Annotated in this window: 23 protein-coding genes; 6 read left to right on the forward strand and 17 right to left on the reverse strand. The window is 33.4% G+C overall.

Translation table 11 applies throughout. The features are described 5' to 3' along the window. Positions 1–46: 46 nt before the first annotated feature. The 8 genes from FC091_RS06890 to tilS form a co-directional block, all read right to left on the reverse strand. Positions 47–1,327, reverse strand: coding sequence for an LVIVD repeat-containing protein (locus FC091_RS06890; protein WP_138433547.1), 1,281 nt, complete (start codon positions 1,325–1,327; stop codon positions 47–49). Between the two features lie 173 nt (positions 1,328–1,500). Then, the gene (locus tag FC091_RS06895) at positions 1,501–3,039 is read right to left on the reverse strand and encodes a YifB family Mg chelatase-like AAA ATPase (RefSeq protein ID WP_138433548.1); all 1,539 of its coding nucleotides are present in this window, start codon (positions 3,037–3,039) and stop codon (positions 1,501–1,503) included. A 78-nt stretch (positions 3,040–3,117) separates the two neighbouring features. Beyond that, on the reverse strand, positions 3,118–3,714 hold the full coding sequence (locus tag FC091_RS06900; RefSeq protein WP_138433549.1) for an N-acetylmuramoyl-L-alanine amidase: 597 nt from the start codon (positions 3,712–3,714) through the stop codon (positions 3,118–3,120). 118 nt (positions 3,715–3,832) lie between these two features. After that, a complete protein-coding gene (locus FC091_RS06905) occupies positions 3,833–6,511 on the reverse strand; it encodes a patatin-like phospholipase family protein (RefSeq protein WP_138433550.1) in 2,679 nt (892 codons plus the stop codon). A 79-nt stretch (positions 6,512–6,590) separates the two neighbouring features. Next, positions 6,591–7,553, reverse strand: a complete 963-nt coding sequence (locus FC091_RS06910; protein ID WP_138433551.1) for a YheT family hydrolase — start codon at positions 7,551–7,553, stop codon at positions 6,591–6,593. A gap of 140 nt (positions 7,554–7,693) precedes the next feature. Then, positions 7,694–9,577 carry a CocE/NonD family hydrolase gene (locus FC091_RS06915; protein ID WP_138433552.1) on the reverse strand — a complete coding sequence of 628 codons (1,884 nt, stop codon included), beginning with the start codon at positions 9,575–9,577 and terminating at the stop codon, positions 7,694–7,696. Positions 9,578–9,667: 90 nt separating this feature from the next. Further along, on the reverse strand, positions 9,668–11,347 hold the full coding sequence (gene ade / locus FC091_RS06920) for an adenine deaminase (protein WP_138433553.1): 1,680 nt from the start codon (positions 11,345–11,347) through the stop codon (positions 9,668–9,670). 38 nt (positions 11,348–11,385) lie between these two features. Beyond that, entirely contained in the window at positions 11,386–12,717 is a 1,332-nt protein-coding gene (tilS, locus tag FC091_RS06925; RefSeq protein ID WP_138433554.1) for a tRNA lysidine(34) synthetase TilS, read from the reverse strand. A gap of 112 nt (positions 12,718–12,829) precedes the next feature. Here tilS and FC091_RS06930 point away from each other — a divergent pair, with 112 nt between their 5' ends. Continuing rightward, positions 12,830–13,519 carry a hypothetical protein gene (locus FC091_RS06930; RefSeq protein WP_138433555.1) on the forward strand — a complete coding sequence of 230 codons (690 nt, stop codon included), beginning with the start codon at positions 12,830–12,832 and terminating at the stop codon, positions 13,517–13,519. Between the two features lie 114 nt (positions 13,520–13,633). Here the strand turns inward: FC091_RS06930 and pabB are convergent, their stop codons facing one another. Then, complete coding sequence (gene pabB / locus FC091_RS06935; RefSeq protein ID WP_138433556.1) at positions 13,634–14,935, reverse strand: aminodeoxychorismate synthase component I; 1,302 nt, start codon at positions 14,933–14,935, stop codon at positions 13,634–13,636. Between the two features lie 274 nt (positions 14,936–15,209). On the opposite strand from pabB, the gene FC091_RS06940 reads away from it, so the two are divergent. Next, complete coding sequence (locus FC091_RS06940; RefSeq protein ID WP_138433557.1) at positions 15,210–16,100, forward strand: aldose 1-epimerase family protein; 891 nt, start codon at positions 15,210–15,212, stop codon at positions 16,098–16,100. Positions 16,101–16,140: 40 nt separating this feature from the next. Next, positions 16,141–17,499 (forward strand): DEAD/DEAH box helicase, encoded by a 1,359-nt coding sequence (locus tag FC091_RS06945; RefSeq protein WP_138433558.1) that lies wholly within the window; start codon positions 16,141–16,143, stop codon positions 17,497–17,499. Positions 17,500–17,598: 99 nt separating this feature from the next. Here the strand turns inward: FC091_RS06945 and FC091_RS06950 are convergent, their stop codons facing one another. The 5 genes from FC091_RS06950 to FC091_RS06965 form a co-directional block, all read right to left on the reverse strand. Next, positions 17,599–18,432 carry a mechanosensitive ion channel family protein gene (locus FC091_RS06950; RefSeq protein ID WP_138433559.1) on the reverse strand — a complete coding sequence of 278 codons (834 nt, stop codon included), beginning with the start codon at positions 18,430–18,432 and terminating at the stop codon, positions 17,599–17,601. A gap of 32 nt (positions 18,433–18,464) precedes the next feature. Then, complete coding sequence (locus FC091_RS15205; RefSeq protein ID WP_171032484.1) at positions 18,465–18,638, reverse strand: hypothetical protein; 174 nt, start codon at positions 18,636–18,638, stop codon at positions 18,465–18,467. Continuing rightward, entirely contained in the window at positions 18,622–19,215 is a 594-nt protein-coding gene (locus FC091_RS06955; RefSeq protein ID WP_138433560.1) for an RNA polymerase sigma factor, read from the reverse strand. Before FC091_RS06955 ends, FC091_RS15205 begins: the two co-directional genes overlap by 17 nt. Positions 19,216–19,303: 88 nt before the next feature. Further along, the gene (locus tag FC091_RS06960) at positions 19,304–19,708 is read right to left on the reverse strand and encodes a DUF2721 domain-containing protein (RefSeq protein WP_076616242.1); all 405 of its coding nucleotides are present in this window, start codon (positions 19,706–19,708) and stop codon (positions 19,304–19,306) included. A gap of 97 nt (positions 19,709–19,805) precedes the next feature. Continuing rightward, on the reverse strand, positions 19,806–20,183 hold the full coding sequence (locus tag FC091_RS06965; protein ID WP_138433561.1) for a hypothetical protein: 378 nt from the start codon (positions 20,181–20,183) through the stop codon (positions 19,806–19,808). A 198-nt stretch (positions 20,184–20,381) separates the two neighbouring features. Between FC091_RS06965 and FC091_RS06970 the strand changes: the two genes are divergently transcribed. From FC091_RS06970 to FC091_RS06980, 3 genes are all read left to right on the forward strand, one after another. Continuing rightward, positions 20,382–21,446, forward strand: a complete 1,065-nt coding sequence (locus FC091_RS06970) for a sensor histidine kinase (RefSeq protein ID WP_138433562.1) — start codon at positions 20,382–20,384, stop codon at positions 21,444–21,446. Then, the gene (locus FC091_RS06975) at positions 21,439–22,149 is read left to right on the forward strand and encodes a LytR/AlgR family response regulator transcription factor (RefSeq protein WP_138433563.1); all 711 of its coding nucleotides are present in this window, start codon (positions 21,439–21,441) and stop codon (positions 22,147–22,149) included. The genes FC091_RS06970 and FC091_RS06975 overlap by 8 nt, the downstream gene beginning before the upstream one ends. 66 nt (positions 22,150–22,215) lie before the next feature. Beyond that, positions 22,216–22,806, forward strand: a complete 591-nt coding sequence (locus FC091_RS06980) for a hypothetical protein (RefSeq protein ID WP_138433564.1) — start codon at positions 22,216–22,218, stop codon at positions 22,804–22,806. On the opposite strand, the gene FC091_RS06985 is transcribed toward FC091_RS06980, so the two are convergent. From FC091_RS06985 to FC091_RS06995, 3 genes are all read right to left on the reverse strand, one after another. Beyond that, entirely contained in the window at positions 22,803–23,639 is an 837-nt protein-coding gene (locus FC091_RS06985; RefSeq protein ID WP_076616248.1) for a DUF922 domain-containing protein, read from the reverse strand. The genes FC091_RS06980 and FC091_RS06985 overlap by 4 nt on opposite strands. A 78-nt stretch (positions 23,640–23,717) precedes the next feature. Further along, positions 23,718–25,118, reverse strand: coding sequence for a dihydrolipoyl dehydrogenase (gene lpdA / locus FC091_RS06990; RefSeq protein WP_138433565.1), 1,401 nt, complete (start codon positions 25,116–25,118; stop codon positions 23,718–23,720). Positions 25,119–25,123: 5 nt separating this feature from the next. Further along, entirely contained in the window at positions 25,124–25,678 is a 555-nt protein-coding gene (locus tag FC091_RS06995; RefSeq protein ID WP_076616256.1) for a porin family protein, read from the reverse strand. Between the last annotated feature and the right edge of the window lie 57 nt (positions 25,679–25,735).

Here is a 25,735-nt window from a genome sequence, read left to right on the forward strand (position 1 = left end):
ACCATTTCATATTTAGAGCATTATAATAAAAGAAACATATTTTGTTCTAGAACTGAACAGTTCCTATTAGCTCTAACCCGAAGTTATCTGTATAATTAAATTGGTGAATTACATTGTCTCCAACAGAGATAAGATGTGACGAAAGTGGTATAACATCTTTTGAATCTACATTATACGTGTTTTCTAAAACTATGTTACTTGGATTTTCAGCATTAAACACATTAATACCATCATCATTACAGACATAGAGAATATTATCTTTTATTCCTAAACCGTAAGGGCTTGCTAAAAAGTAACTAGAGTATTCTAAAGGAGATGTAATATCAGAAACATCGATAACATTTACCTGATCTTCTATAGCACCACAACTATTGCCACCTCTAATAGTAATGTAAGCTGTATTTTCTTCAACAACTACGGGATCACAACCTGTTGCATGTAAAAATGACGATGTATAAGCTGGATTAAACTCATCTTGAAGCCCAACGATATGCATTCCGTTTGTAGCGCCAATAAACATGTAATCTTTTCTTATAAAGGTAGTCTCTAACACAGCTCCTCCAAACCAACCTTCCATCCAGGTTTCTGAAACCTGAGTTATAGCATTATAATTACTTATATCAAAAGTTAATAATGAATAATCACTGATAGTATATAACGCATTATTGAAAATTTGAAATTTAGCATAAGAACCTCCAACACCAACTTCATTTACTAAAACAGCTCCGTCAAAATTTTCCCATCCCCAGAAAACATCGTCATTCCAGCTGTAAATATTTGGATCGTTTTCTACAACTGATCTTTCCATTTCTATTGTAGTATATCCTGCTATAAACTCATCTTCTGAAGCTGGGTACTCTACGCCTTGAAAGTAAGATACATCACTAGGATAGTCTGCATAAAAAGGTAACATATCTTCTTCTGTGTTAACCAATTGAATATTAGACATATTACTAATATCAAAAACCACCAGATCCATATAATTATCTGCATAAAGAATATCGTTCTTTACAGAAATATCATTAACACCTTCTAATTGAATAAATGCCAAATTTATAGGTGAAGCAGGATTTTGATTATTAAAGATATGTATACCTGAGTTTTGTGCTATGTAGAACAGCAAATCTGCATAAACATATATTTTTCCATCAGAATTTGTGGGTTGCGCATCTGTAACTGCTATTGAATTTCTAAATTCTGATTTAGATTTAATAACAGGAATTGTTACAGTAACAGGATCTAATAATCCTTCATCATCATTGTTACAACTGGTTAATTGCAAACACAGGGCAACAAAAAGTACTAATGGTAAAATTTTATGCTTCATAATATTGGTTTTCTTATAAGATGAAAAAAACACAAAAGGTTGCAGTGATTTTGGAAATAAATTTACTATCCATAAAACAATTAGAACTCATTTTTTATAAACACACTTAATTCTAACGGCTATACTTAGGTAAATGATTTTAATTAAGAGATTCCTGCATTCGCAGGAATTGGTTATCCCAACCAACCTTCGCGATCCAAACTTCGATACTGAATAGCTTCGCTAATATGCGCACCAGTAACATCAGTTGAACCTTCTAAATCTGCAATAGTTCTAGAAACTTTTAAAATTCTATCGTATGCTCTGGCAGAAAGATTTAAGCGCTCCATAGCAGACTTTAAAAGCTCTAAAGAAGCGTCATCTAACTTGCAATACTCACGTATTTGCTTGGTATTCATCTGAGCATTATAATGCACGTTTTCTAAAGCTTCAAAGCGTTTGGTTTGTAATTCTCTGGCTGCTGTAACACGTTTTCTAATATCTACGGAAGATTCGCCTTTTCGGTCATCGGATAGCTTTTCAAAAGGCACAGGAGTTACTTCAATATGAATGTCGATACGATCTAACAACGGTCCCGAAATTTTGCTCATATAGCGTTGCATTTCCGCAGGACTAGAGGTTACTGGCGCATCAGGATCGTTAAAATAGCCTCCTGGACTTGGATTCATACTTGCCACTAACATAAACGAACTTGGATAAGTGACTGTAAACTTTGCTCTAGAAATTGTCACTTCTCTATCCTCCAAGGGTTGACGCATCACCTCTAAAACTTCACGCTTAAATTCTGGCAACTCATCTAAAAATAAAACTCCATTATGAGATAGTGAGATTTCACCTGGTTGCGGATAACTACCACCTCCTACTAAAGCGACGTTCGATATGGTATGATGTGGACTTCTAAACGGTCGCTGCGCCATCAATCCTGTATGATCTTTGACACGACCAACAACAGAATGAATCTTGGTAGTTTCCAATGCTTCATGCAATGTTATTGGTGGCAAAATACTTGGCAAACGCTTTGCCAACATCGTTTTACCAGAACCTGGAGGACCAATAAGAATAATATTATGACCACCAGCTGCCGCAATCTCCATACAGCGTTTTATACTTTCTTGTCCTTTAACATCTGCAAAATCGAATTCAGGAAAATCAAGGTTTTTATAAAACTCTTCTCGTGTATTGATGATAGTTTGCTCTAGAGTTTCACCTTTATCAAAATGATTGATGACTTGTTCTATATTATCCACACCATAAACCTTAAGATCATTAACAATGGCTGCTTCTTTGGCATTTTGACTTGGCAGAATAAAACCCTTGAAGCCTTCTTCTCTCGCTTTTACAGCAATGGGTAAGGCGCCTTTAATAGGCTGTAAACTACCATCTAAAGACAATTCTCCCATGATGAGATATTCGTCTAAGTTTTCTGCTTTAATTTGATTAGATGCTGTAAGAATTCCAACAGCCAACGTTAAATCGTAAGCGGAACCCTCTTTGCGTAAATCGGCTGGTGCCATGTTAATAGTAATCTTCTTTCCTGGAATTCTATAACCGTTATTTTGCAAAGCTGCTGCAATACGGTAATTGCTCTCCTTTATAGCATTATCTGGAAGTCCGACTAAATGGTAACCTACACCTTTATCTACATTTACTTCAACCGTTATCGTTGTAGCTTCGACACCAAAAACTGCACTTCCAAAAACTTTTTTGAGCATAAAGAATTGATTTGCTTAAATGTAGGAAAATTATAAAAACATCTTAAAAGTTTTTAAATGAAAAACAATAACACAGTATTATCCAAAGATTTCATCTCTAGTTCTAACAATTGCTTTTACATGATAATCCACAATTTTTTGGCGGCCTTCTCTTGTATTTAGGATTGTTTTAAACTCGTCTAAGTTATCCATAAAGAAGCTTTCGGTTAAGATGGCTGGCATTTTGGTTTTGGTCAACACATAAAAGCGTCTTTCCTTGTCTAAATCACCATCAGAGAAATCTGTTCGTAATTTTCGATCAGGAAATTCTTCCTTAAACGCTTCACCAAAAATAGTTGCTATCTTATCGCTTTTGGTATTTCCAGGTGAAGTGAAGATTTCACTACCATGTCCTCCACCAGCATTACTATGAATACTTAGATAAAAACTTTTTCTTGCTGGATATTTATTAGCACGATTAACGCGTGTTTCTAATCGTACATCGCGATATTCTGGAGCAATATTTACATAATTTATTTTTAACACTGTTAATTGCTCAATGATACCACCAACAATGGCTCTGTTAAATTCACCTTCGTAAATAATTCCATCTGCGCCCCAATCCTTGTGCTTACCTGGTGTAGTATACTCTCCATTTATGAGACCACCATGACCATTATCTAAAAGTACTATCATATGTATTAAATTAACTGTTCTATATTTTTATAATATTATACTTCTCGATACATTCCGACACTTTCGTCGGAACACTCGAAGTGACGAAACACTGGTTTTTACTAAAAACAGATTTAAATTATTGTTTCAACAACTTTAAAACTTTGTTTATTTGTTCAGACATAATCTTACCTTTTATAGTATTATCATAATATTTGATAGTACTCTTACTAAGATGTCTTGCCAAAGTAGGCTCGTAAGTACTCCAAACGGAACCTGTATCGTTTAAATCTTCATCCAATCTTTTATTTTGAATGTCTAAAAACTTTTCTAATTCACCTCTTAATGTTTCACATTCAATATCACCACCAATAAAGTCTTCTACATCATTAATCATAACTCGAAATGGCAGATAAACAGGAACGTATGTAATAATTCCGTCGTCTTGCCAACCTTCTAACATATCGCTTAAATAGTTTGGTATCTTATCAAGATTTAAACCTGTTTTAATATCTGCAACTATATTGTCTTGTTCTATTTCATCAATAAAAATGTGCTCTGCATAGGTTTTTCCGTTGGCTTTCATAGTTTTTTCAAACTCTTTGATGAGATACCATATATAGCTACTCTTTCCGTTGAGAATTTCGACAAAAACCTTTTTTCTATTATTAAATCTGTTGTCTTTCTGAAAGTAGGTGTACAAATCCAGAGAACTTAAAAGTCCACTATTATCTATAGCTCCTGCATCTATGTAATGACCATAGCCTTTTATCTTGGCTGCAGGACTTAACGCAGGAAATCTATTGGTCGACGATACTGCTTCATAAAATGCAATATGACCATCATTGAGTTGAGATAATTTATCTGAATTTGAAAATATATTGCCTTCATATGCTATAGAATAAAACACACCTCGCTTACCATTAGTTTTTGCCGTGTTAACAATTAACGAAGGAAAGTATTTATTGTTAGTATCGTATATATTCTCTTTCCAATAGGTATTAAATGATGTGTTACTTAGAGTCATTGAGGTTTTATCTTCTAGAACATTTCTATAGTGTGCCATGGCATAGTATGAGCGATCTCTATATTTACCTAACAAATGAAACGGAGCAAACTTTCTTACAAAATCGTAACCGAATGTAAATGCAACATCTCTTGAAGCAAAATTTTCACAGGCTACAGAATCTATTTCTACTGCAATAGCAGTAAAATCATTTGGATATCTACCGCTTAAAACGGAGTATAACGACAATCCCATCATACCACCTGAAGCTCCTGACAGAGAAACGGATTGATTGAAGAATTGACCTTCTGACTTTTTTTGAATTTCATTGAGCACTTTCATCGTCCAAATATTTGCTTTTAGACCACCACCATGCGCAGCTACAAACAACATGGATTCATTTTCTGGTACATTCTCTAAAATTTTGGATTTAAAAGCATCCATTTCAACAGAATTCTTCGTCTTATCGATAGTTTCACAAGCTTCTCCATTGGTGTTAAATACTTCAAGCTCATGAGTACTTTTTTCTGCATTTAATGATATAGCAACAATGATTAAAAACAAAATGGTTAAAACAGATGAAATACGACGTCTTCGCTCTGCAAACGCCTTTTGATCATCTAAATCTAGAAGTTTCTCTCGATTCTCTTTCTTTATAAGCATTGAATTATTTAAATAGCCAACCGAAGTAATTTTAGGCTTCTTTGTTCTTACTTTTAGTAAGTATTCCTTCTGATCTTTTAGTACATCTAAAACAAAATAATACTTCAGTGAACAGGCTAGAATGTAATAGATAATAAAAAAGCAGGATAATAGAATGAACATGGCATTAGCTAACCAAAAATTAAAATAAACCGCAAGATTAGAATAGACTAAATGTGCAATGAGTACTAAGAAAACGACCAAATAAAACCTCAAATAACCTACACTGTTGCTAATGTGATAAAACTTAAATTTATAGGAGATAACATACACCCTAAACACTCTAAATAAAACATATAGCATTGTGATTAAAAATGTCATTATTTGCAATAGCCAATAACCTAATAAATTAAATTTTAGTAATGCTGAGGTTAAAATTGCAGTCAAAATTACAACAACCATTAGGACTAAAAGTGAAAAAGCACCTCTTCGTGTAAACTTCTTTCGTTTATCATCAATACTATCGTACAAGGTTTTATTAATGTCTTTTGCGTTTCTTTTTCCTGTTTGATACCTATTAAGCATATATAACAGAACAATGAGACTCACTACTGGCACGATAGCCAAAGCGAAAGTCAAATATTTTGTAGTACCAATAATCTCTGGTGTTACAACAAGTTTTGGATAGAATGTTTGATAAATGTAGTAATGCCAAATTGAGAATATAACCAGCCCTAATACTTGCCTAAAAAACTTAGCCTTATAGTCCTGTTCATAATCATCATCCAAGCGTTTATAAGTAAAGATGTAATAATTGAGCCATAATTTATAGGCATACCATGAGTGGACATCCTTACTATTATTAATGTCTTTTGAATAATAAATATAGATCGGATAATGAGACAAAACTGCCGCAAAAAAGGATATAACCGCAAAGCATAAGACCAAGGATAGCTTGTCCTTTTCAATCATATCTACCAATAATGTATTAGCCTGGTCTAAGGATTGCACCAACAATAGGATAATAACAATAAAAGTTATGCTGAGATATGAAGACTTTAGAAACCTACCAAAACCAATGACTACATTATTGATAAACTCAATTGGTGGATAACTGGTATGCTCTTCTTTCTGAGGCTGATTTACCTCTGTAGATTGATTTTCGGACATGGCTTAAAAATTAGTTTGCAGTCAACAAGAACTATTTTTAAGTCTTAGGGTTTTGATATGTGTAAGTTACAAAAAAAAGTTAAGCATGTTCTGTTACAAAATCCAAAGCATGTCTTTCATTATAATACACATTCTTTTTATCAATAAATCCAACATGGCCACCGTACTTTGGCATTTCAAGATAAAGATTAGGATTTTGTTTTGCTTCCTTAACGGGATAACATTCAGCAGATAAAAATGAATCGTTAAGTGCATTGATAATTAAAGTTGGAATGGTAATGCTTGGCAAGTATTGTAAACTACTAGATTGTTCATAATAATCTACCGCACTTTTGAAACCGTGAGCCTTTGACGTGTAAACCTCATCGAAATCTACCAAGGTTTTAATTGCGTTAAAATCTCTTATGGAAATATCTTGTGGAAACTGTTCCAACTTAGGCTTCAATTTATCTTTAAGATGTGCCAAAAATCTGATAGCATAGTGTTTATTTTTCAAACTCATCAATGCATCGCAAGAGCCTTTTAGATAACATGGTGACGACACAGCAACAATGGCTTTTAATTCTTTTGGTAATTGTTCACGCTCACCAGAATACTTTAGAGCCATGTTAGCACCAAGACTAATACCTTTGATATAGATTTCGCTGTATTTGTCTTTCTCTAAAATATGGTTAATGACTACTTCTAAATCTTCAGTAGCGCCAGAATGGTAACTTCTGTATAAACGATTAGGTTCACCACTACAGCCTCTAAAGTTTACTGCACATGCATCTATTTCATTTTCATTGAATAATTTTGCTGATCCTGTAATATATGGTCGTTGCGCATTGCCTTCTAAACCATGTAATAGAATAATTACTTTATTTGAAGGGTTTTCAGCATAACTCCAATCTACATCTATGAAATCACCATCCTTTAGCTCAATACGTTCTCTGGTTTGCGCTACTCCATTCACGGTTCTGGCTAATCCTGAAAATACTGTAGACACAAAGCTTTTCTTTGCCCAAAATGGTGGTTTGTATATGGATTCTATTATTGGCATTTTTTAGTAATCAGCGATTATTTCTAATCGTCACTTCGAGTGATTCCGAAGTATGAGGAATTGTATCGAGAAGTCAAAAAAATTAAGTTCTCGATACAAAATTGCCAGAAGCAATTTCACTCGAACTGACATTTATTATTTTACTTAAGTACAGTAAACTCAATAGACGAATCATTAAACACCTTATGCATCTGCACTTTAAAGTCTGATTCTTTGGCTTTAAAAATATTATCTACATACGTCTGAGGATTAGCATCTATGTAAGGGAAGAATGTACTTTGCACTTGCACCTGAATTTTATGTCCTTTCTTAAACGTATGAAACACATCTTGCAACTTAATATTTACTGCTGTCTTTTTGTTTGGCACAAAAGGTTCAGGTGTTTCCATGCTGTTTCTAAAACGACCTCGTAACACTTCACTACGTACCATCATGTGGTAATTGCTCAATTTTAAATGATCTTGCACATCGTCAGTGTTCTCTGTATCTGCTGGAAACACGTCGATTACTTTTACAATCCAATCGGCTGCAGTTCCTGTGGTGGATACATTCAACTTTGCTAAAATATCACCTGCAAGCGTCATATCATTTTCTAAAACTTCGGTTTCAAAAGTTAATACATCTGGACGTCTTGATGCAAAACGTTGATCGTCAGTCATGAATTTTCGTGGTGTGAATCCAACCTTGATATCTTCTGTATAAGGCACTGGTTTCTTTGGATCGCTTATAAAATCTGAAGTTGCGATGTTTCTTGTAGCTCGCTGTGTTAAGCGCTCGTATGGTTGTAAAAAGTAACTTTCCTTAGCTGTGTTTTGTGGTGGCCAGCTTTCAAAAGACTGCCATGCTTTTGTACCTGTATTAAACATATGTGCCTCTGGTAATCCTGTGTTGCCATCGCCTTCGCCTTTTAAGAAATGATTAAAGAATTTTGTTTCAATTTCTTTTTGAAAATAATCTGAAATACCATCTCCAAAATGAATATTACCCACAACTTGACGCTCTTTAGTTCTTGCCCAATCTCCATGACTCCAAGGTCCGAAAAGTAGTGTGTTATAATTATCGCTATTGTTTTCAATGCTTTCATAGGTATTATAAGGACCATACAAATCCTCAGCATCAAATTGTCCGCCCACAATCATTGTTGCTGGCTTTATATCTTTTAAATGCTGAATAATACCTCTACTTTTCCAAAAATCATCATAAGTAACATGTGTTTTTAATTGTTCCATAAACACATTAGTGCTGTCGTAAAATTTATTCAACTTGCTTAATGGCATATGATCTAAGAAAAACTGATGTTGATCTTCGGTTCCTAAATCTGGAAATTTGTACCAAGACTCTGTTGTTGGTTTATCTTTCATGTAACCAAATACCGACGTTGCACGCCAATAACTCAATAAGTAGGCACCATTATGAATAAAATCATCAAAAAAGAAATCGCCAATACAGGCTTGTGGTGATGCTGCTTTTAAAGCTGGATGCGCATCTAAAAGCGAATACGTGGTATAAAATCCAGGATACGAAATACCGTAAGTTCCAACCTTGCCATTATTATTTTCAACATTATTGACTAACCATTCAATAGTATCGTAGGTGTCACTAGCCTCATCGGTTTCATTACCTGTTTTATTTGGTATGTAAGCACGCATATTATCATAAACTCCTTCACTATTCCAACGACCACGAACATCTTGATACACCATGATATTACCTTCTTCCATAAGGTATTTATTTGGTCCTATTTTACTCCTAAACTCACCTTCTCCATAAGGTCGGCAACTGTAAGGAGTACGCATCATTAAGATTGGGTAGGTCTTAGATGTATCTTTTGGCGAATAAATTGTTGTGTGCAACTTAATACCATCTCGCATGGAAATCATTACCTCTTTTTTAGTATAATTATCCTTTACGAAAGTATCTTCTGCTTTTTCAGTTTCAGGATTTTCGAGTGCTTGGTGTTTTTCGTCTTTGCAATTAACTAAAACTAAAAAGAGTAATAAAACAATGGTGAAATTCTTAATCATATTTAGGCTGGTTTTTTTTGAAAGGTTTAAAGATAGTGAGATTGTTAGACTTTTAGATAGTTATAAATCTTAGACGAAAATGTTTATGATTTAATTAACATTCAAATCCGTAAACCCAAACTTCCCTCCATCAAACAAACCTTTATCACTGAGTTTTAAAGCTGGAATCACCAACAAAGCCATAAACGACAAACTCATATATGGCGCATGAAGTGTGGCGCCTAATTGTTTTGCCATTTTATCTAATTTTGAATACTGTTTTCCAATAGTCTCAGCGTCTTTATCGCTCATAATACCAGCAACAGGCAATGCGACTACTTTTTGCTCTGTATTACTTACAGCACAAATACCACCTTCATTTTCAATAATAAGATTAACCGCTTTGCAAATGGCACCATCAGATACTCCAACGGCAATGATATTGTGGGAATCGTGACCAACAGAACTTGCAATTGCTCCTTCTTTAAGTCCGAAATTCTTTATAAATGCCATTGCTGGTTTTTCGTTTTGGTAACGATTAACAACAGTCATTTTTAAGATGTCGCTTTCTGTGTTAGAGACTAGATTGCCATCTTTAATAGTAGCATCTTCAATGATTTGATTGGTGACCAACTCACCATCTAGACATTCAATAACTCTGATTTTTGGATGTTTAAATGACTTAGACACTTCGACTGCGCTCAGTGTGACATCGCCTGATGACTCTTTATTAGCTTCAACCTTAAAATCTTCAACTGTTTTTTTGCTCGTATTAAAATTGTTTAGGTTTTCGAAATTGATATGTTTAATTTTAGATTCTCCATGATCGTAAACTAATTCGCCATTGATGTAGGTTTGAAGGGTTTTAAAATTGGTTAAGTCTTCAACCACAATACAATCTGCTGTATCACCAACTTGCAACAAACCAACATCTAAATTATAATGCTTAACAGGATTAACACAAGCAGCCTGAAGGACTTTAAAAATGTCATTGTCTTTATCTACTGCTCTTGCACAAAGTTGATTAATATGTCCTATCAACAAATCATCTGGATGCTTATCATCACTACAGAACATCATATCTTGGTAATGTTCATTTAACAAGCCTATCAAGGCTTCAAAATTTTTGGCAGCACTTCCTTCTCTAATGATAACTTTCATGCCTTTTTGAAGTTTTTCTAAGCCTTCCTCGTAAGTAAAACACTCATGATCGGTTGAAATACCTGCAGAAATGTATTTGGTTAAATCCTCACCTCGTAAACCTGGTGCATGGCCATCGATTGGTTTATTGTAATGTTTTGCCCACTCAATTTTCTTAAGCACTTCTGCATCGTCGTAAATGACACCAGGATAATTCATTAGCTCTGCTAAATACTTAATATCTGGATTTGCCATTAATCTTTTTATGTCATCAGATTCTATAACAGCTCCAGCCGATTCAAAAGGTGTTGCTGGCACACAACTTGGTGCACCGAAATTGAATTTAAAAGGCGTTTGCTTTCCGTTTTCTATCATAAATTCCACACCTTTTACACCAAGCACATTGGCTATTTCGTGTGGATCGGAAACTGTGGCTACCGTACCGTGTTTTACAGCGACTTTGGCAAATTCTGATGGCACTAACATTGAGCTTTCTATGTGAATATGTGCATCTACAAAACCTGGTAAGATGTAGTGGTTTTCTATACAGTCTTTTTTTTTAATGTATTTAATCTTACCATTTTCTATGGTGATTTCTCCTTTGTAGATACTGCGTTTTTGGATATCTACGATGTTTCCTTTTAATGTCATATTATAAATGGATTCCTGCCTACGCAGGAATGACAATATTATTTTAATTCTATTTTTAAAATACGATTGGTTTGGTTTGTAACCTTAAAACGGTCATCTGCTCTTCCCCCAACAACCCAAACGATTTTATTTTCTGAAGTTAAAACCAAAGTATTTTCTTTTTCTATTGGTATTAACTTTTCATCTTTAAGATATTTGCTCACTTTCTTTTTGCCTTTCATACCAATAGGATGAAAAACATCTCCGGTTTGCCATTGCCTAAGTTCTAAGGGGTATTTTAGTTTTTCTAAATCCACATAAATTTTGGTTTGTGTATTATCTTTTAAAGCATCCGCTTCATCAAAAAACAAAATACCGATTGGTGTTTGAACTTTACCTATTTTGATATCTGACTTTGTCAAAAACAACTCACTAAGAGATTCTGAATCAAGTTCAGAATGACAATTTGTGAGAATTAGAAATTCGCGATGTTTGGTAAGTTTGTGCGTGCTTGAAGTTACGTACTTTCCCGTTTCAGCATCAAGCAAATTAACAACATCATTCCATGCTGAAAACCCATAATCCTTGAACATTTCAAACAAATATGCTTTTGGATTATTTACTTTTTTAAATTCTGAAACTTTAAACGTTATATGATTTTCGTCAATATCTGTTATTGCTCTTTTAGCCACAGCATTTAGGCTTTCTTCTACAATGTCTGCTGTATCATTTAAATACGCTAATGTACTCTGAAAACTATCTAATAATTGCGGATTAATTTTCTTAAGCACTGGTACTACATCGTGACGGAGTTTGTTTCTTAAATATTTTCGAGATGCATTGCTTAGATCTTCTCGCCATGTAATGTGTTCTGCTTTTGCATAGGCTTCAATAATTGCTCTAGAGAATGGTAATAAAGGCCTTGCAATATTATCATTTAGTTCAGGAATTCCGGTTAATCCATTAAGTCCAGTTCCTCTGGTGAAATTGATTAGAAACGTTTCGAGATTATCATCTGCGTGATGCGCTGTTAAGATGTAATCGAAGTTTAGCTGTTGCGCTAATTCAGAAAACCAATCATATCGCAACTCACGCGCTGCCATCTGAATAGAACATTTGTTTTCTTCAGCATAGACTTCCGTATCAAAATTCTGAATAAAAACTTCAACATCTAACTGCTCACCTAGTTCCAAAACAAAAGCTTCGTCTGCGTCGCTTTCCTTTCCTCTTAAATTAAAATTGCAATGTGCTAAGGCAAAATTAAAATTGAGTTTGTGGCACAAATGTGCAAGCACCACACTATCAATACCTCCAGATATAGCAATGACATTACGAGCGTTTTTAAGGAAAGGGAAATGCTCCTCAATATGGCTTTTGAAAGACTCTAGCATAGTGTAAAGATACAATAATGTACTACTCTAACAATTACGTTAAAATGATAAAAATCATATGGTAATACTTTCTTTATTGGTAACTTTAAAGAACTAATATAAAATTATGGTTATGAGCACTTTTAAAGAACTGTCATCAAAATCTGCACAAACTGCTTTTGATAAAAAAGTACTTTCTGCAGTGCCACATTTGCATCCTTATGTAAAGCACAGAATTTACATTGCAGAATCTACAGGTATTTTACCTAAAAATATGTATTCGTCTAATGGTATCATTGATGAATGTATTATACAATTATACAGCAATGGTTTTAATATAGAAGCTGAACGTATGGCTATAAAACTTGAGCTTTTTAAACTTGTGGATAATTACATGAACGAACTTTTTAAAAAAGAAGTATTTCATAAAAACACTATTAGCACAGATGAGATTAGAAAGCGAGAAATTGCCAAACTTGGTGAAGACTATACCATTGATGCTGATTTAGATTTAATCTTAAATACTGAACTCAACGACATTTCCTACAGACAAGATATGGACAATGAGTTGTACTTGTATGAAGATAAGGAAACTTCTATCTTAAGAGCTTTTGAGCTTGAAAATCTATCAAAAACCCAATCACCTAAAGTATTTGGTCGTTTTTACAGTTGGTTGCCTATTAATATCTCTAACATTGTAGATTTATACATTTTTGGTAATCTTGATTTTGATGATATTGCTAAAATTAAAAACATCGCTACATCTCGTGTAGAACTTATTTTTGATAAAGTAAAAAAGAGTTTTAGAAGTCATTTGGAATAGAATTTTTTAAACCTATTAGATTGTTAGGCGCTAAGATTTGTTAGAAAGATTAAGATTAAAAAGAATCTAACGATTTAAGAGTCTAACAGTCTAACCATCTAAAAGTCTAACTATCTAGTTCTCCAACACCTCTCGCATTGCTTTGGCCTTAACCAAACATTCTTCGTATTCTCTAAGAGGGTTGCTCTTTGCGGTAATAGCACTACCGACTGAATAGGAGATATATTTTTGAGTCTCATTATAAAGTATACTTCTTATGATAACATTAAAATCAAAGTCTCCTTTAGGTGTAAAATAACCTACTGCACCAGAATATAATCCTCGTTTTGTTTCCTCTAGGTTTTCAATAATTTTCATTGCTGAAATTTTGGGAGCTCCTGTCATACTTCCCATAGGAAACGTCGTTTTTATAATATCCACAGGATGAACATCTTCTGAAACTTTAGATGTTACAGTTGATATCATTTGATGCACTTGCAAAAACGAATAGACCTTGCACAATTCTTCCACTTTTACACTACCTTTTTCAGCGGTTTGAGACAAATCGTTTCGGACTAAATCTACAATCATAATATTTTCACTACGCTCTTTTGTGTCATTTGCTAATGCATCTGCTAACAGCTTGTCTTCTTCTTTATTTAATGAGCGTTGTGCAGTACCTTTTATAGGCTGCGAAATTACTTTATTACCAGTCTTTTTTATGTAACGTTCGGGTGATGCAGATAACAAATATTTATCAAAAGACTTTAAGTACGTTGCAAAAGGTGGTTTGGAGATTTTGTTTAGTTTTTTATACGTCTCTATTGGATTTATGGTAGAATCTTCGGCATAAAACTCTTGACAAAAATTAGCTTCATAAATATCGCCTCTGTGAATATGTGCTAACATTGTATTTACTTTTTCAAAGTATTCGTCTTTGTGAATTCTGAGTTTTATTTTAATTGGGTTATGGGAGATTGCTCCGTCACTTTGTTCCTCGCAATGACAATTCGTTATACTATTAAAATCATCTTCTATCTCTTCATCTAGCATTTTTAGATATTGAAACTCTACTATTTCATCTTTAATTAAAATTAGTTTTTTGGGTTGAAAAAAATACAAATCCGGAAATCCTAAGCCATCGTAATTATTAGACTTTAAATCTTCTGTTGCATTTTTTAAATCATAAGTTAAATAGCCAAAAATCCAGTCTTTAACGGTTTGCTGATATTCTTTTAAGCGCTCAAAAGCTTCAGTAAAATCGGTTTGTAAACTTGTAAAGGCATCAACTGCTAATACAGCATCATAGCTACTATATTGTGCCTTGTAATCATTAGAATCTAACCAAACAACATCATCAAATTGTTGCGCCCAATACAACAAACGCTGTTTAAAAACTTTAGGATTTTTTATTGTTTGATTATATAATGTTCTCAACGGAGTAAAATAATTTTGTAAAATTCGTCACTTCGAGTGAATTTTCGATTTAAAATGAGAAAATTCGTACTTCGACCTAGCTCAGCAGAACTATCGAGAAGCAGAATTTTACCTACAAATAGTTCTCGATACAATTTTTCGTACCTCAAAATCACTCGAACTGACAATGTATTGTATTTTTCACCTAAAAATGCACTACAGATTTTGTAAAAATAATGAGAATACCTTTTCTAGCGTAGAAGAATTGTATCTTTCAATAAAAAATTAAAAAACCATGCCATTTTTAGAAAACGACCTACTGAAAGTTGAAATAAAATCAAAAGGTGCTGAATTGTGCAGCATTGATTCTGTAAAAAACAATATTGAGTTTATTTGGGAAGCTAATCCAGATGTTTGGGGAAGTCATGCACCCAATTTGTTTCCAATTATTGGAGCAATGAAAAATGACAGCTATTACTTTGATGGAAACAAGTACAACATGCCTAAGCATGGTTTTATAAGGCATAGTGAAGATTTTAAGATAATCTCTAGTTCAGATTCTGAAATTATTTTCAAACTAAAATCAAACGATCAACTAAGATCAATTTACCCTTTTGAATTTGAATTTTTAATTACGTATGAGCTTAAGGGTAATGAACTTTTAATACATCATAAGGTAAAAAACAGAGACGATAAGACGATGTATTTTTCATTAGGAGGGCATCCTGCTTTTACTTGCCCTTTATTTAAAGATGAATTATATACCGATTATTTTTTGGAATTTGAATGCGAAGAATCTAGCCAATCCTATCTTTTAAACATGGAAAACGGATTGGTTACAGAAAAAACTAAAGCAGTTTTTGATACTCCAAAACGTATTAATCTTCATGGAGATTTATTCAACGAAGACGCCTTAATCTTCAAAGATTTAAAATCGAGACAAGTAGCATTAAAACACAAAGAAAAAGGTGAAATTTTTAATGTAAAGTTTGAAGGGTTTCCTTTTCTAGGTATTTGGGCAAAACCAAATGCACCATACGTTTGTATTGAGCCTTGGATTGGTATTGCAGATGCAGAAAACACTAATCAACACATCGAAGATAAGGAAGGTATTGTGACTTTACATCCAAAAAAATCTTTTGAGGCAACGTATAGCATAACGCTTAATCGCGATTTGTTAAACTGATATAGATTATTAATAGTAGCTTTGCACAAAATCTATAGCTGTGACTTTTCAAGATTTAAATCTAAATACCCCTTTATACAATGCTATTGAAGACTTAGGCTTTGAGAGTCCTACTCCAATACAAGCCGAAGCTTTTAATGTTGTTGCTTCTGGAAAAGATATGGTAGGTATCGCTCAGACAGGTACTGGCAAAACCTTTGCTTATATGTTACCTATTCTGCGTCATCTTAAATACTCAAGACAAGACAATCCAAGAGTATTGGTTTTGGTACCAACACGCGAACTCGTTGTACAGGTTGTAAGCGAAATAGAAAAAATGTCTAAATACATAAATAACCGTGTTTTAGGTGTTTATGGAGGTACTAATATCAATACGCAAAAACAAGCTGTAGCTCAAGGCTTGGATATACTTGTGGCCACACCAGGACGTTTATACGATCTTGCAGTTAGTAGAGTATTACAACTCAAATCTATTCAGAAGTTGGTAATCGACGAGGTTGACGTGATGCTAGATTTAGGTTTTAGACATCAACTAATGAATATTTTTGACATCCTGCCAGAGCGAAGACAAAACATCATGTTTTCTGCTACCATGACTGCAGATGTAGATGAATTAATTACTGATTTTTTTATAAATCCGACTAAAATTCAAATTGCTGTTTCCGGTACTCCTTTGGAAAACATTAAGCAAGAGCGCTACAATGTTCCAAATTTTTATACTAAAGTTAATTTGTTAGAGCACCTATTGCGTGATAAAGATGAATTCTCAAGAGTATTAATCTTTGTGGCTTATAAAAAAATGGCAGACCGTCTTTTTGATAAGCTAGAGGAATTGTTTCCTGGTCAAAGTTGTGTCATTCACTCTAATAAAACTCAGAATTACAGACTTCGTAGTATTGAGCAATTTAGTGAAGGTGAGCACAGATTGTTGGTAGCTACTGATGTTATGGCAAGAGGGTTAGATATCGATGACGTAACCCACGTTATTAATTTTGATACGCCAGATTATCCCGAAAACTACATGCATCGTATTGGTAGAACTGGTCGTGCTGAGAAGCTAGGGCATGCTTTGTTATTTTCTACCGAAAAAGAACAAGAAGCCAGAGCACGGATAGAAGCATTGATGCAGTTAAAAATAGAAACCATTGAAATCCCTGAAACTGTGGCTATTTCAACCGAGCTTATTGAAGAAGAGCGTCCTCAAATAAGAGAACGTAACAACCCAACAAAACGTACTGGAGAGGATATACCTGGACCTGCTTTTCATGAGAAAAAAGAGAAAAACAAAAAGGTAAACTTAGGAGGTTCTTATAGAAGAGAAATTGCAAAAAAATATAAGAAACCTAAAACAAGAGGTGATAAAAACTATAATAAACGCAACAAAAAGAAACGGAAATAAAAAAAGAAAACCTCTCCAAAAATTGAAGAGGTCATCCATATACGTCAAGTACTGCAGGATCACATTTTATTTATGTAAATAAAATCTATAACCCTAACCTTATAGTTGATCCTGCATTTGTACTTGATTTTCCATTAAATCATTAATCGGCACTATTAATTTTCCTTTAGAATTCTTTAAGATTACAGAGATGCTCTTAACCTCATCGATTTCATATGCTTCTCCGTTAAATGTAATTTTTTGACCTGCTTCAAACATTTTTCTGGCATAGAATGTTTGCATTAGCTTACCAACTACCAATCTTGCGCCTAAACCAAAAGCAATTGCAAATGCCAATAAGAATGCCGCAATAATCATATTGATGTTGTTTGTAATGATTTCAGTGTCTATACCTGCCTGATTCAAAGCTGTTACACCAATAAAAGTGAGCATTAAGAAAAATACCACTTGGCTAATCATTTTACCGCCAGATAGATCCATAGACTCAAAAAGAGACTTTAATCCATTCTTTACAAAATTTGCAAATAACAAGCCAACTACAAAGATGACTATTGCAGATAGCAACTGTGGAATATAAGAAAGTAGGTTACTAATCTGCTCAGTTATAATATCCAAGCCCATAATATCTGAAGCAGTGACAAATATTATGATATACATTAAGTACTTAACAATGTTAGAAACTACTTTTACTGTATCGAAATTTAGCTTTTTGCCCTCAATGATTTCAATATCATTAAGTTTATCGTCTAGTTTGTTTGCTTTAACTACTTTAAGTAATTTTTTAATTATCTTCACTACTAGCTTGGTTGCTATCCAACCGATGACCAAGACAATAAAAGCGCCTATTATATTTGGAAATATTTTAGTGATCTCAAACCAAATATTGGTTAGTGACTTTAATGCAACATCCGAAAATTCGCTTACCTTATCCACTCTTATTCGTTTTTTGTTAGGGTATTAAATATTTATTCTTTTCTGCTAGCCGTTACACTATCTATAATGTGGCCAATATTATACGAGAATAACTCAGCCAGTTCCATAAATAGCTTCGCCATAGCAATGTCGTGCATGACTTTGCTTTTCAGCTCTGCTGGAACCTCTTTTAAAGGCTGGTTAATTTGCTTAAATGGATTCTCCATCTTTCGTATAATTTTCGTACTTACGTACTAGTTTTTCTTTTGCTCTTTTGAGGCGCATCTTAACAGCACTCTCGCCAATCTCTAAAGCTTCTGACAACTCTCTTATAGTTAAATTATCTTCATACTTTAGTAACAATATCATTTTTTCTTCAGGTGAAATCAGCTCCATTACTTTCTTTAATTGGTCTACGCGCATACTTTCAAACTCACGAGTAGAATCAATATCCTCACCTATGTTTTGAATATCAAAATTTTCTGAACTTACGGATTGTTTTTCAATCTTTTTAGCTGTGTTTCTGGTTACGTAATTTACACAATGGTTATATGTAAACGCGTAAAGCCAAGTTGAAAATTTAGATTTACCCTTAAAGCTAGCTAATTTAATAAACACTCTTAAAAAAACATCTTGCGTTAAATCTTTAGCTTCATCGACTCCATTGGCAAAACCATAGCATTTATTGTACACCATAGTAGCGTATCTATCATAAAGTACCTCAAACAACATTGTGTCGTTGGTTTTTACGATTGCTTCTACAAGCGCTTCATCGGTTAGGCTATGAATTGCGTCTTCAGTCAATTTTGGTTGTAAATTCTTTTTTAACTTGGTTAGTTATTTATGTAAGACACATGATTTTTTAACAGGTCACAATTAAAGTTAAGAAATTTCAGTCATTAATCTGATTTTCTATATCCATGAGATGATGTTCTAGGGCTAATGTTGAAATCTGAATTTCTCGTATTAAAAATGCCAAGGATAAAATGAGAAGTAATAATGCAATACCAAAAACCCAAACAGCTGCATTGTGTAGGTCTACATAAATTAAAAACATGGTTAATACACATAGCAACAGACTCGAAATACCTAGAATCTGCATCCATCGGGTAAGGTTTAACCTTAATTTTAAGTTGTTAATTTGCCTCATTAAAACTGCTTCTTTTCGTTCTAGATATTTATCAGTAAGGTTTCTTATTATTGCCGCATATGCCAAAAATCTGTTGGTGTAAGCCAACATTATTAAAGATATTGCCGAAAACAAAAGCGCTGGTGTTGTTAATGTGAGCTCTTCCATAGGAAAATTTTTACAAAATTAATGAATTTAATTTCTAGACATAAAAAAAGCGAACTTTTTAAGGTTCGCCAAAAACAAATATTTTAAAAAATGGTCTTTATTTTTCTGTAAAACTCCATTTATATATTAAAATACCAATACGTGCTACTGTAAATGAAAACAATCCAAATGTAATAGTTAATAAAGACACCTTTAGACCACCTGAAAATAATGCTGGACTTACATCTCCAAGAACTTCTACCATATCAAACAACTGAATAATTCCTACAACTGAAGCTAAACATCCAACTACCAAGGCAATGAGACTGCACTCAGCAGCAAGACTAATCATCTTTTGGGCTACTAAACTGTCTTTTCTTCGTTTTACGAAGGCTATAACAATAAATATTAATGAAGCCAGAAAGGCTAAGAATATAATATACATTGCTGGCCCACCTTCTTGCAGGCGATTTCCTAAAAGGATTAATGAAAACATATTTTTTTAATTTAATGGTTAAACTTAAAACAAACCTACAGGAAGTATTGTCTTAAAAATTTAAAATGCGACGAATCACCATTTTAGCTATGGTTATAACCTTAATGTTAAAACCAGTCCTAAATCCGTCATTCGTCTACAAAAGATAGTTTGTACTTAAATTTAGGTTATTATTGTAATATCATTATTATTTGAGCATTGAACAACGTCCTTATCTTTAGAATAAAACAAGTACTCCTGCACATTATATTTTGGATTTTAGTGCTTCTGCTTTTTGCCTCAGTATTTGATGTTGATAATTCTATAGATAGCAAAGTCATCTATTTCTCAATGTTTTTAATGCCTGTAACAATTGCAACAACTTATGTGTCTATTTATAAGCTTATTCCAGACTATTTAATTACCAAGCGTTATTTACATTTCTGCATTTACAGCTTGTACACTGTAATTATTTCGGTATTTGGCATATGCCTTTCAATCTTTTTTGCTTTAGCATATCTCACAAATTTTAAATTTGAAAAGATGAATGCCATAGGTAAAAGTGCTTTGTTTATTATTACAAGTATTTATTTAATAGTTATTGTAGTGAGTGCCTTCAAACTTTTAAAATTCAACTTAAAGCAAAGTCAAACTACAAAAAACCTAGAAACAAAAATTTTAGAAACCCAACTGAAACTAAAAGAACAGGAACTCAAATATTTAAAAATGCAGATTCATCCTCATTTTTTATTCAACACACTAAATACCATGTATGGCTCTGCGTTAAAAAAATCTGATGATACCCCAGAAATGATTTTAAAATTGTCTAATCTGCTAGACTACCTACTCTACCAAGTCGATAAGCCTTTTGTAAGTTTAGAAAAAGAAATACATCATATTGAAGATTATATTACGCTAGAAAAAACACGCTTCAGTGACACCTTAAACGTCTCGTTTTCAAAAGATATTCAATCAAAAACTATTCACATTGCGCCAATGCTATTTATTCCTTTTGTAGAGAATAGTTTTAAACATGGTACTTTAAAAGATGGTGTTTTAACGATAAATATAAACTTAGTTGCAACTGCCGAAACTATTGATTTTAAAATCAGCAACAGTAAATCTAATACAAACAATTACAATGAAGGTATTGGGTTACAAAACATAAAAAAACGATTAGAACTGTTGTATCCTAACAGATATAATTTAAACATCAATCAAGATAATTCTAGGTTTTATGTAGATTTAAAACTGAATATAAACTCTAAGCCTACTAATGACTAAACCTATTTCTTGTATTATAGTTGATGACGAAAGTATGGCTAGAGACATAATAGCTACTCACTTAGCGCAAATACAAAATATCGAAGTTATTGCACAATGCAAAAATGCTATTGAAGCTTTCAATTTTATAAATAAAAATGACGTTGACTTGATTTTTCTAGACATTAACATGCCAGAAATATCAGGTATAGCCTTCGCTAAATCCATTAATAAAGACATAAAAATAATTTTCACAACCGCTTACAGAGACTATGCTGTAGAAGGCTTTGATCTTCAAGCTGTAGATTATTTATTAAAGCCTATACCTTTTGAGCGATTGCTAAAAGCTGTAAATCGTTATTTTGAAGTCAATACAGTTCAGTCAAACATTCAATTAAAACCTACAGACCGCAATGATTTTATCTTTGTGAGATCAGACAGACGTATGCTAAAAATTACTTTTAGCGATATTCTATATATCGAAAGTTTAAGTGATTACATTAAAATTCACCTTAAAGATCAATGCATCGTTACTAGAGAAACCATAAGTGCAATTGAAGCCAAACTACCTCAAAAGGATTTTTTAAGAATTCATCGGTCTTACATTATTAACTTAAATAAAATTGAATCTTTTACAAATGAGGAGTTAACAGTTAATCGAAAAGCATTACCTATTAGTCGAAGTTACAAGAAAGATGTTTTAAATCATCTCGAAAATTATTAACTTTAGGTAAATAAAAGTCCAAATCTATCGTTATCATAGTTTCTAGACTATGTTATTAACCCCTTAATGAGTGCATATCTTCATAATACTATTCCTAATTTAAAACCGTTTGATTACGATCGTCATCACGATTCTCATTTTATAAATCAGCAATGGGTTTTGGTAAATGGTATTTCTAAAAAGAAAGCGATTTATACTTTTAGGGATGATAATATCTTAGAGATAAGAAGAAAAGACGCTACCGTAAAAACATCTTGGACCATATGCATACAAAACATCTTTACCATAGAAACCGAAGATGGTATTATTAACGTAAAGGCTTATTTTAAGGATGATGATATATTGGTTTTAAATCATCAGGACAAGGAAGAGTTTGCCATGTATATAAATACTACAAATTATTCTGAAGAGTTAAATTCTATTGAAGATATCCAGGAGTACTTAAAGACAAAATATCAAAAGAAAGTTAATAAGGTTATACATAAACACAAATTCTATTACATCTCAAAATCTAAAGAATTTGGGCCGTGTACGGTTAAAGAGCTTAAAGTAAAAGTAGATAACGAAGACATTAGCGCCTATTGTTTTGTTCGCGATGTAAATGAAGAGGATTATGCCAAGCGCTTACGTGTTATTGACTTATTGCAAGAACTTTAGTTACTTTTATAAAATTCGTATTTAGCGAGCTCTAATTTAACAACAGCCTCCCAATGCTCTTGGGTTTCTCTCTTATCACCTCGCTGCGTCTCTTGGTCATATCTTTGTTGCCTCAATTCCATTTCGCTAAAAATACGGTTAAAAATGGGTTTGGCTTTTTCTGCATTTTTACTGGTTATATTAGCATCGGCAAGTTCTTTTCGTAATTTTCTAGAATAAATTTCAGTAATATCGAAATGAATTTGTTCATGACGAAGCACATAGTCGTTTCTACCCTCTACAACCACCCAACTTTTGTTAGTATTAAAAACACTTTGTATAAATACTTTTCCTTCTTTTAACATGTTTACACCAGATTCGTATCCAAAACCAGAGTTAGTCATAGCGAGCGTATTTGGATAATTTAGCGTATCTGGCACACCTTTAAAATCATCCCAAGTTAGTTTTCTGTCAGCACTCCAATTTATTTTCGCTTCATATTTTTTTGCGTTTTTAACACTAAAAATTTTAGCTTGGAGTCTATGGCAGGTATTGGTGGTACCAGGTAATTTATGCTCTGTTATTTTTATAAGATTGGCACCTGCCTTTCTTGCTAGTTCCTTCAGATTAAGAATATTCTGGTAATAGGTACAATTTCCGTTTAAACCACCATGATTTGCCTCCAATACTCCGACGACATCCCCTTCTATAGATTGCACATCTGCAATATCTAAAACAACAACTAAAGCATCTTTTGGCAATGGAGGAAATGTTTTGGTTATTGTACTTTTTAACTTTGGTGCACAAGCTGCAACAACTATAAGAACCAAGATGTATATTAATCTTTTAATCATAAAAGCTAAAATAAAAAAAGCGAACTAAAAAAGTTCGCTTTTATTGGTTTAGATTACTGATTTTTAATAGTTGTATTTTTAAACATGCAACGCTCTATCATCAGTAGCAGCTAAAGCGGCTTCTTTAACAGCCTCAGCAAATGTTGGATGCGCATGTGAGTATCTCGATATATCTTCTGCAGAAGCTCTAAACTCCATCGCTGTTACGGCTTCAGCAATTAAATCTGCACAACGTGCACCAATCATATGCACACCTAAAACTTCGTCTGTAGTTTTATCTGCTAAGATTTTTACAAAACCATCAATATCTCCACTTGCTCTAGCTCTACCTAAAGCTCTAAACGGAAACTGACCTACTTTATATTCAGTGCCCACTTCTTTAAGCTCCTCTTCTGTTTTGCCAACTGCTGCAACTTCTGGCCAGGTATAAACCACTCCCGGAATAAGGTTATAATCAATATGTGGTTTTTGACCTGCTAAAGTTTCAGCAACAAATACACCTTCTTCTTCGGCTTTATGAGCTAACATTGCGCCTTTAATTACATCTCCAATAGCGTAGATATTAGAAATATTGGTTTGTAAGTGCTCGTTAACCTCTACTTGTCCTCTATCATTCAATTTTACTCCAGCAGCTTCTACATTTAATCCATCTGTGTATGGACGACGGCCAACTGATACTAAACAATAGTCACCTTTAAATTCAACAACCTCACCTTTTTTGTTTTCGGCTTTGACGATAACCTCATCTCCTTTGCGCTCTACCGATTGAACTTTGTGAGATACCATCATATTACATTTCGCTTTCTTAAAGACTTTATTAAGCTCTTTTGATAAGCCTGCATCCATGGTTGGCAAGATTCTGTCCATGTATTCTATAACAGTAACCTCTGCTCCCAAACGACGGTATACTTGCCCAAGTTCTAAGCCAATAACTCCTCCGCCAATAATCATTAAGTGTTTTGGTACTTCTTTTAATTTTAAAGCTTCAGTAGAGGTTATAATTCGTTCTTTATCAATATTGATAAAAGGAAGATTTGATGGCTTAGAACCTGTTGCTATAATAATATGTTTTGCTTCTATTTCACCAGCATCTTTTCCTTCAATTTTAATGTGCGTAGCATCTTTAAAAGAGCCTAACCCTTCGTAAACATCAATTTTATTTTTCTTCATTAAAAAGTCTATACCACCTGTAGTTTGGTCTACAACGGCTTGTTTGCGTGCAATCATCTTTTCGAGATTCACTTTAATTTCGCCTGGTATTTCTATACCGTGTTCTTCAAAGTGTTTTGTAGCTTCTTCATAATGATGTGAAGAACTTAATAATGCCTTACTTGGAATACAGCCCACGTTAAGACATGTGCCACCAAGCGTTGAATATTTTTCTATAATTGCAGTTTTCATGCCTAGTTGCGCACAACGTATTGCTGCTACATATCCTCCAGGTCCAGATCCTATTACTGCTACATCGTAAGAATTCATATATTTTATTTTATTTTAAATTGTAATGATAATTGAAATGCTCTGTTTTGATTTTTGGTTTCTACTCTGGTTACGTCTGTTAAACCAATATAGTAACGTAAGGATGCACTAACTTTATTAGAAATTGCATAACTGGTTCCTAGGTTAATACCAAAATCTCTATCAAAAAAATCTGTTTTTACATCTGCTAAAGAACCTGTTCCATTTTTTGCGGTAACAAGTAATCCCACTTGTGGGCCAGCATCTAGACTAAATGTTTGTGATAAAAAATACTTTACCATTACCGGCAAAGCAACATAATTTAGTCTTACTCTTTTATTGTCTCCCTCGCTCAACTCAAAACCATAAACTGTAAACATCAATTCTGGCTGTATGTTAACATCTTTAGCTATATCAATCTCCATAAAAAATCCTGCATGAAAATTAACTAAAGATGATAAATCTGATGTACCATCACCTGCTAGACTCGCAAGGTTACCACCTATTTTTATACCAACTGGATGCTGCTGTGCACTAAGATTGCCACAAACAAAAAACAATACAACAAAAAGTAGTCTCATCTATTCTTTAGTGAGTCACAAAAATACAATATAGTTTATTGAAATACTACTAAATAC

It is taken from the genome of Winogradskyella algicola, from assembly GCF_005869935.1.
Lineage (GTDB): Bacteria > Bacteroidota > Bacteroidia > Flavobacteriales > Flavobacteriaceae > Winogradskyella > Winogradskyella algicola.

What these genes read in the sequence shown, in the direction of transcription:
- FC091_RS06890 (WP_138433547.1), bottom strand. Translation starts at nt 1,327, where the DNA reads ATGAAGCATAAAATTTTACCATTAGTACTTTTTGTTGCCCTGTGTTTG.
- FC091_RS06895 (WP_138433548.1), bottom strand. Translation starts at nt 3,039, where the DNA reads ATGCTCAAAAAAGTTTTTGGAAGTGCAGTTTTTGGTGTCGAAGCTACA.
- FC091_RS06900 (WP_138433549.1), bottom strand. Translation starts at nt 3,714, where the DNA reads ATGATAGTACTTTTAGATAATGGTCATGGTGGTCTCATAAATGGAGAG.
- FC091_RS06905 (WP_138433550.1), bottom strand. Translation starts at nt 6,511, where the DNA reads ATGTCCGAAAATCAATCTACAGAGGTAAATCAGCCTCAGAAAGAAGAG.
- FC091_RS06910 (WP_138433551.1), bottom strand. Translation starts at nt 7,553, where the DNA reads ATGCCAATAATAGAATCCATATACAAACCACCATTTTGGGCAAAGAAA.
- FC091_RS06915 (WP_138433552.1), bottom strand. Translation starts at nt 9,577, where the DNA reads ATGATTAAGAATTTCACCATTGTTTTATTACTCTTTTTAGTTTTAGTT.
- ade (WP_138433553.1), bottom strand. Translation starts at nt 11,347, where the DNA reads ATGACATTAAAAGGAAACATCGTAGATATCCAAAAACGCAGTATCTAC.
- tilS (WP_138433554.1), bottom strand. Translation starts at nt 12,717, where the DNA reads ATGCTAGAGTCTTTCAAAAGCCATATTGAGGAGCATTTCCCTTTCCTT.
- FC091_RS06930 (WP_138433555.1), top strand. Translation starts at nt 12,830, where the DNA reads ATGAGCACTTTTAAAGAACTGTCATCAAAATCTGCACAAACTGCTTTT.
- FC091_RS06940 (WP_138433557.1), top strand. Translation starts at nt 15,210, where the DNA reads ATGCCATTTTTAGAAAACGACCTACTGAAAGTTGAAATAAAATCAAAA.
- FC091_RS15205 (WP_171032484.1), bottom strand. Translation starts at nt 18,638, where the DNA reads ATGGAGAATCCATTTAAGCAAATTAACCAGCCTTTAAAAGAGGTTCCA.
- FC091_RS06960 (WP_076616242.1), bottom strand. Translation starts at nt 19,708, where the DNA reads ATGGAAGAGCTCACATTAACAACACCAGCGCTTTTGTTTTCGGCAATA.
- FC091_RS06965 (WP_138433561.1), bottom strand. Translation starts at nt 20,183, where the DNA reads ATGTTTTCATTAATCCTTTTAGGAAATCGCCTGCAAGAAGGTGGGCCA.
- FC091_RS06975 (WP_138433563.1), top strand. Translation starts at nt 21,439, where the DNA reads ATGACTAAACCTATTTCTTGTATTATAGTTGATGACGAAAGTATGGCT.
- FC091_RS06980 (WP_138433564.1), top strand. Translation starts at nt 22,216, where the DNA reads ATGAGTGCATATCTTCATAATACTATTCCTAATTTAAAACCGTTTGAT.
- FC091_RS06985 (WP_076616248.1), bottom strand. Translation starts at nt 23,639, where the DNA reads ATGATTAAAAGATTAATATACATCTTGGTTCTTATAGTTGTTGCAGCT.
- lpdA (WP_138433565.1), bottom strand. Translation starts at nt 25,118, where the DNA reads ATGAATTCTTACGATGTAGCAGTAATAGGATCTGGACCTGGAGGATAT.
- FC091_RS06995 (WP_076616256.1), bottom strand. Translation starts at nt 25,678, where the DNA reads ATGAGACTACTTTTTGTTGTATTGTTTTTTGTTTGTGGCAATCTTAGT.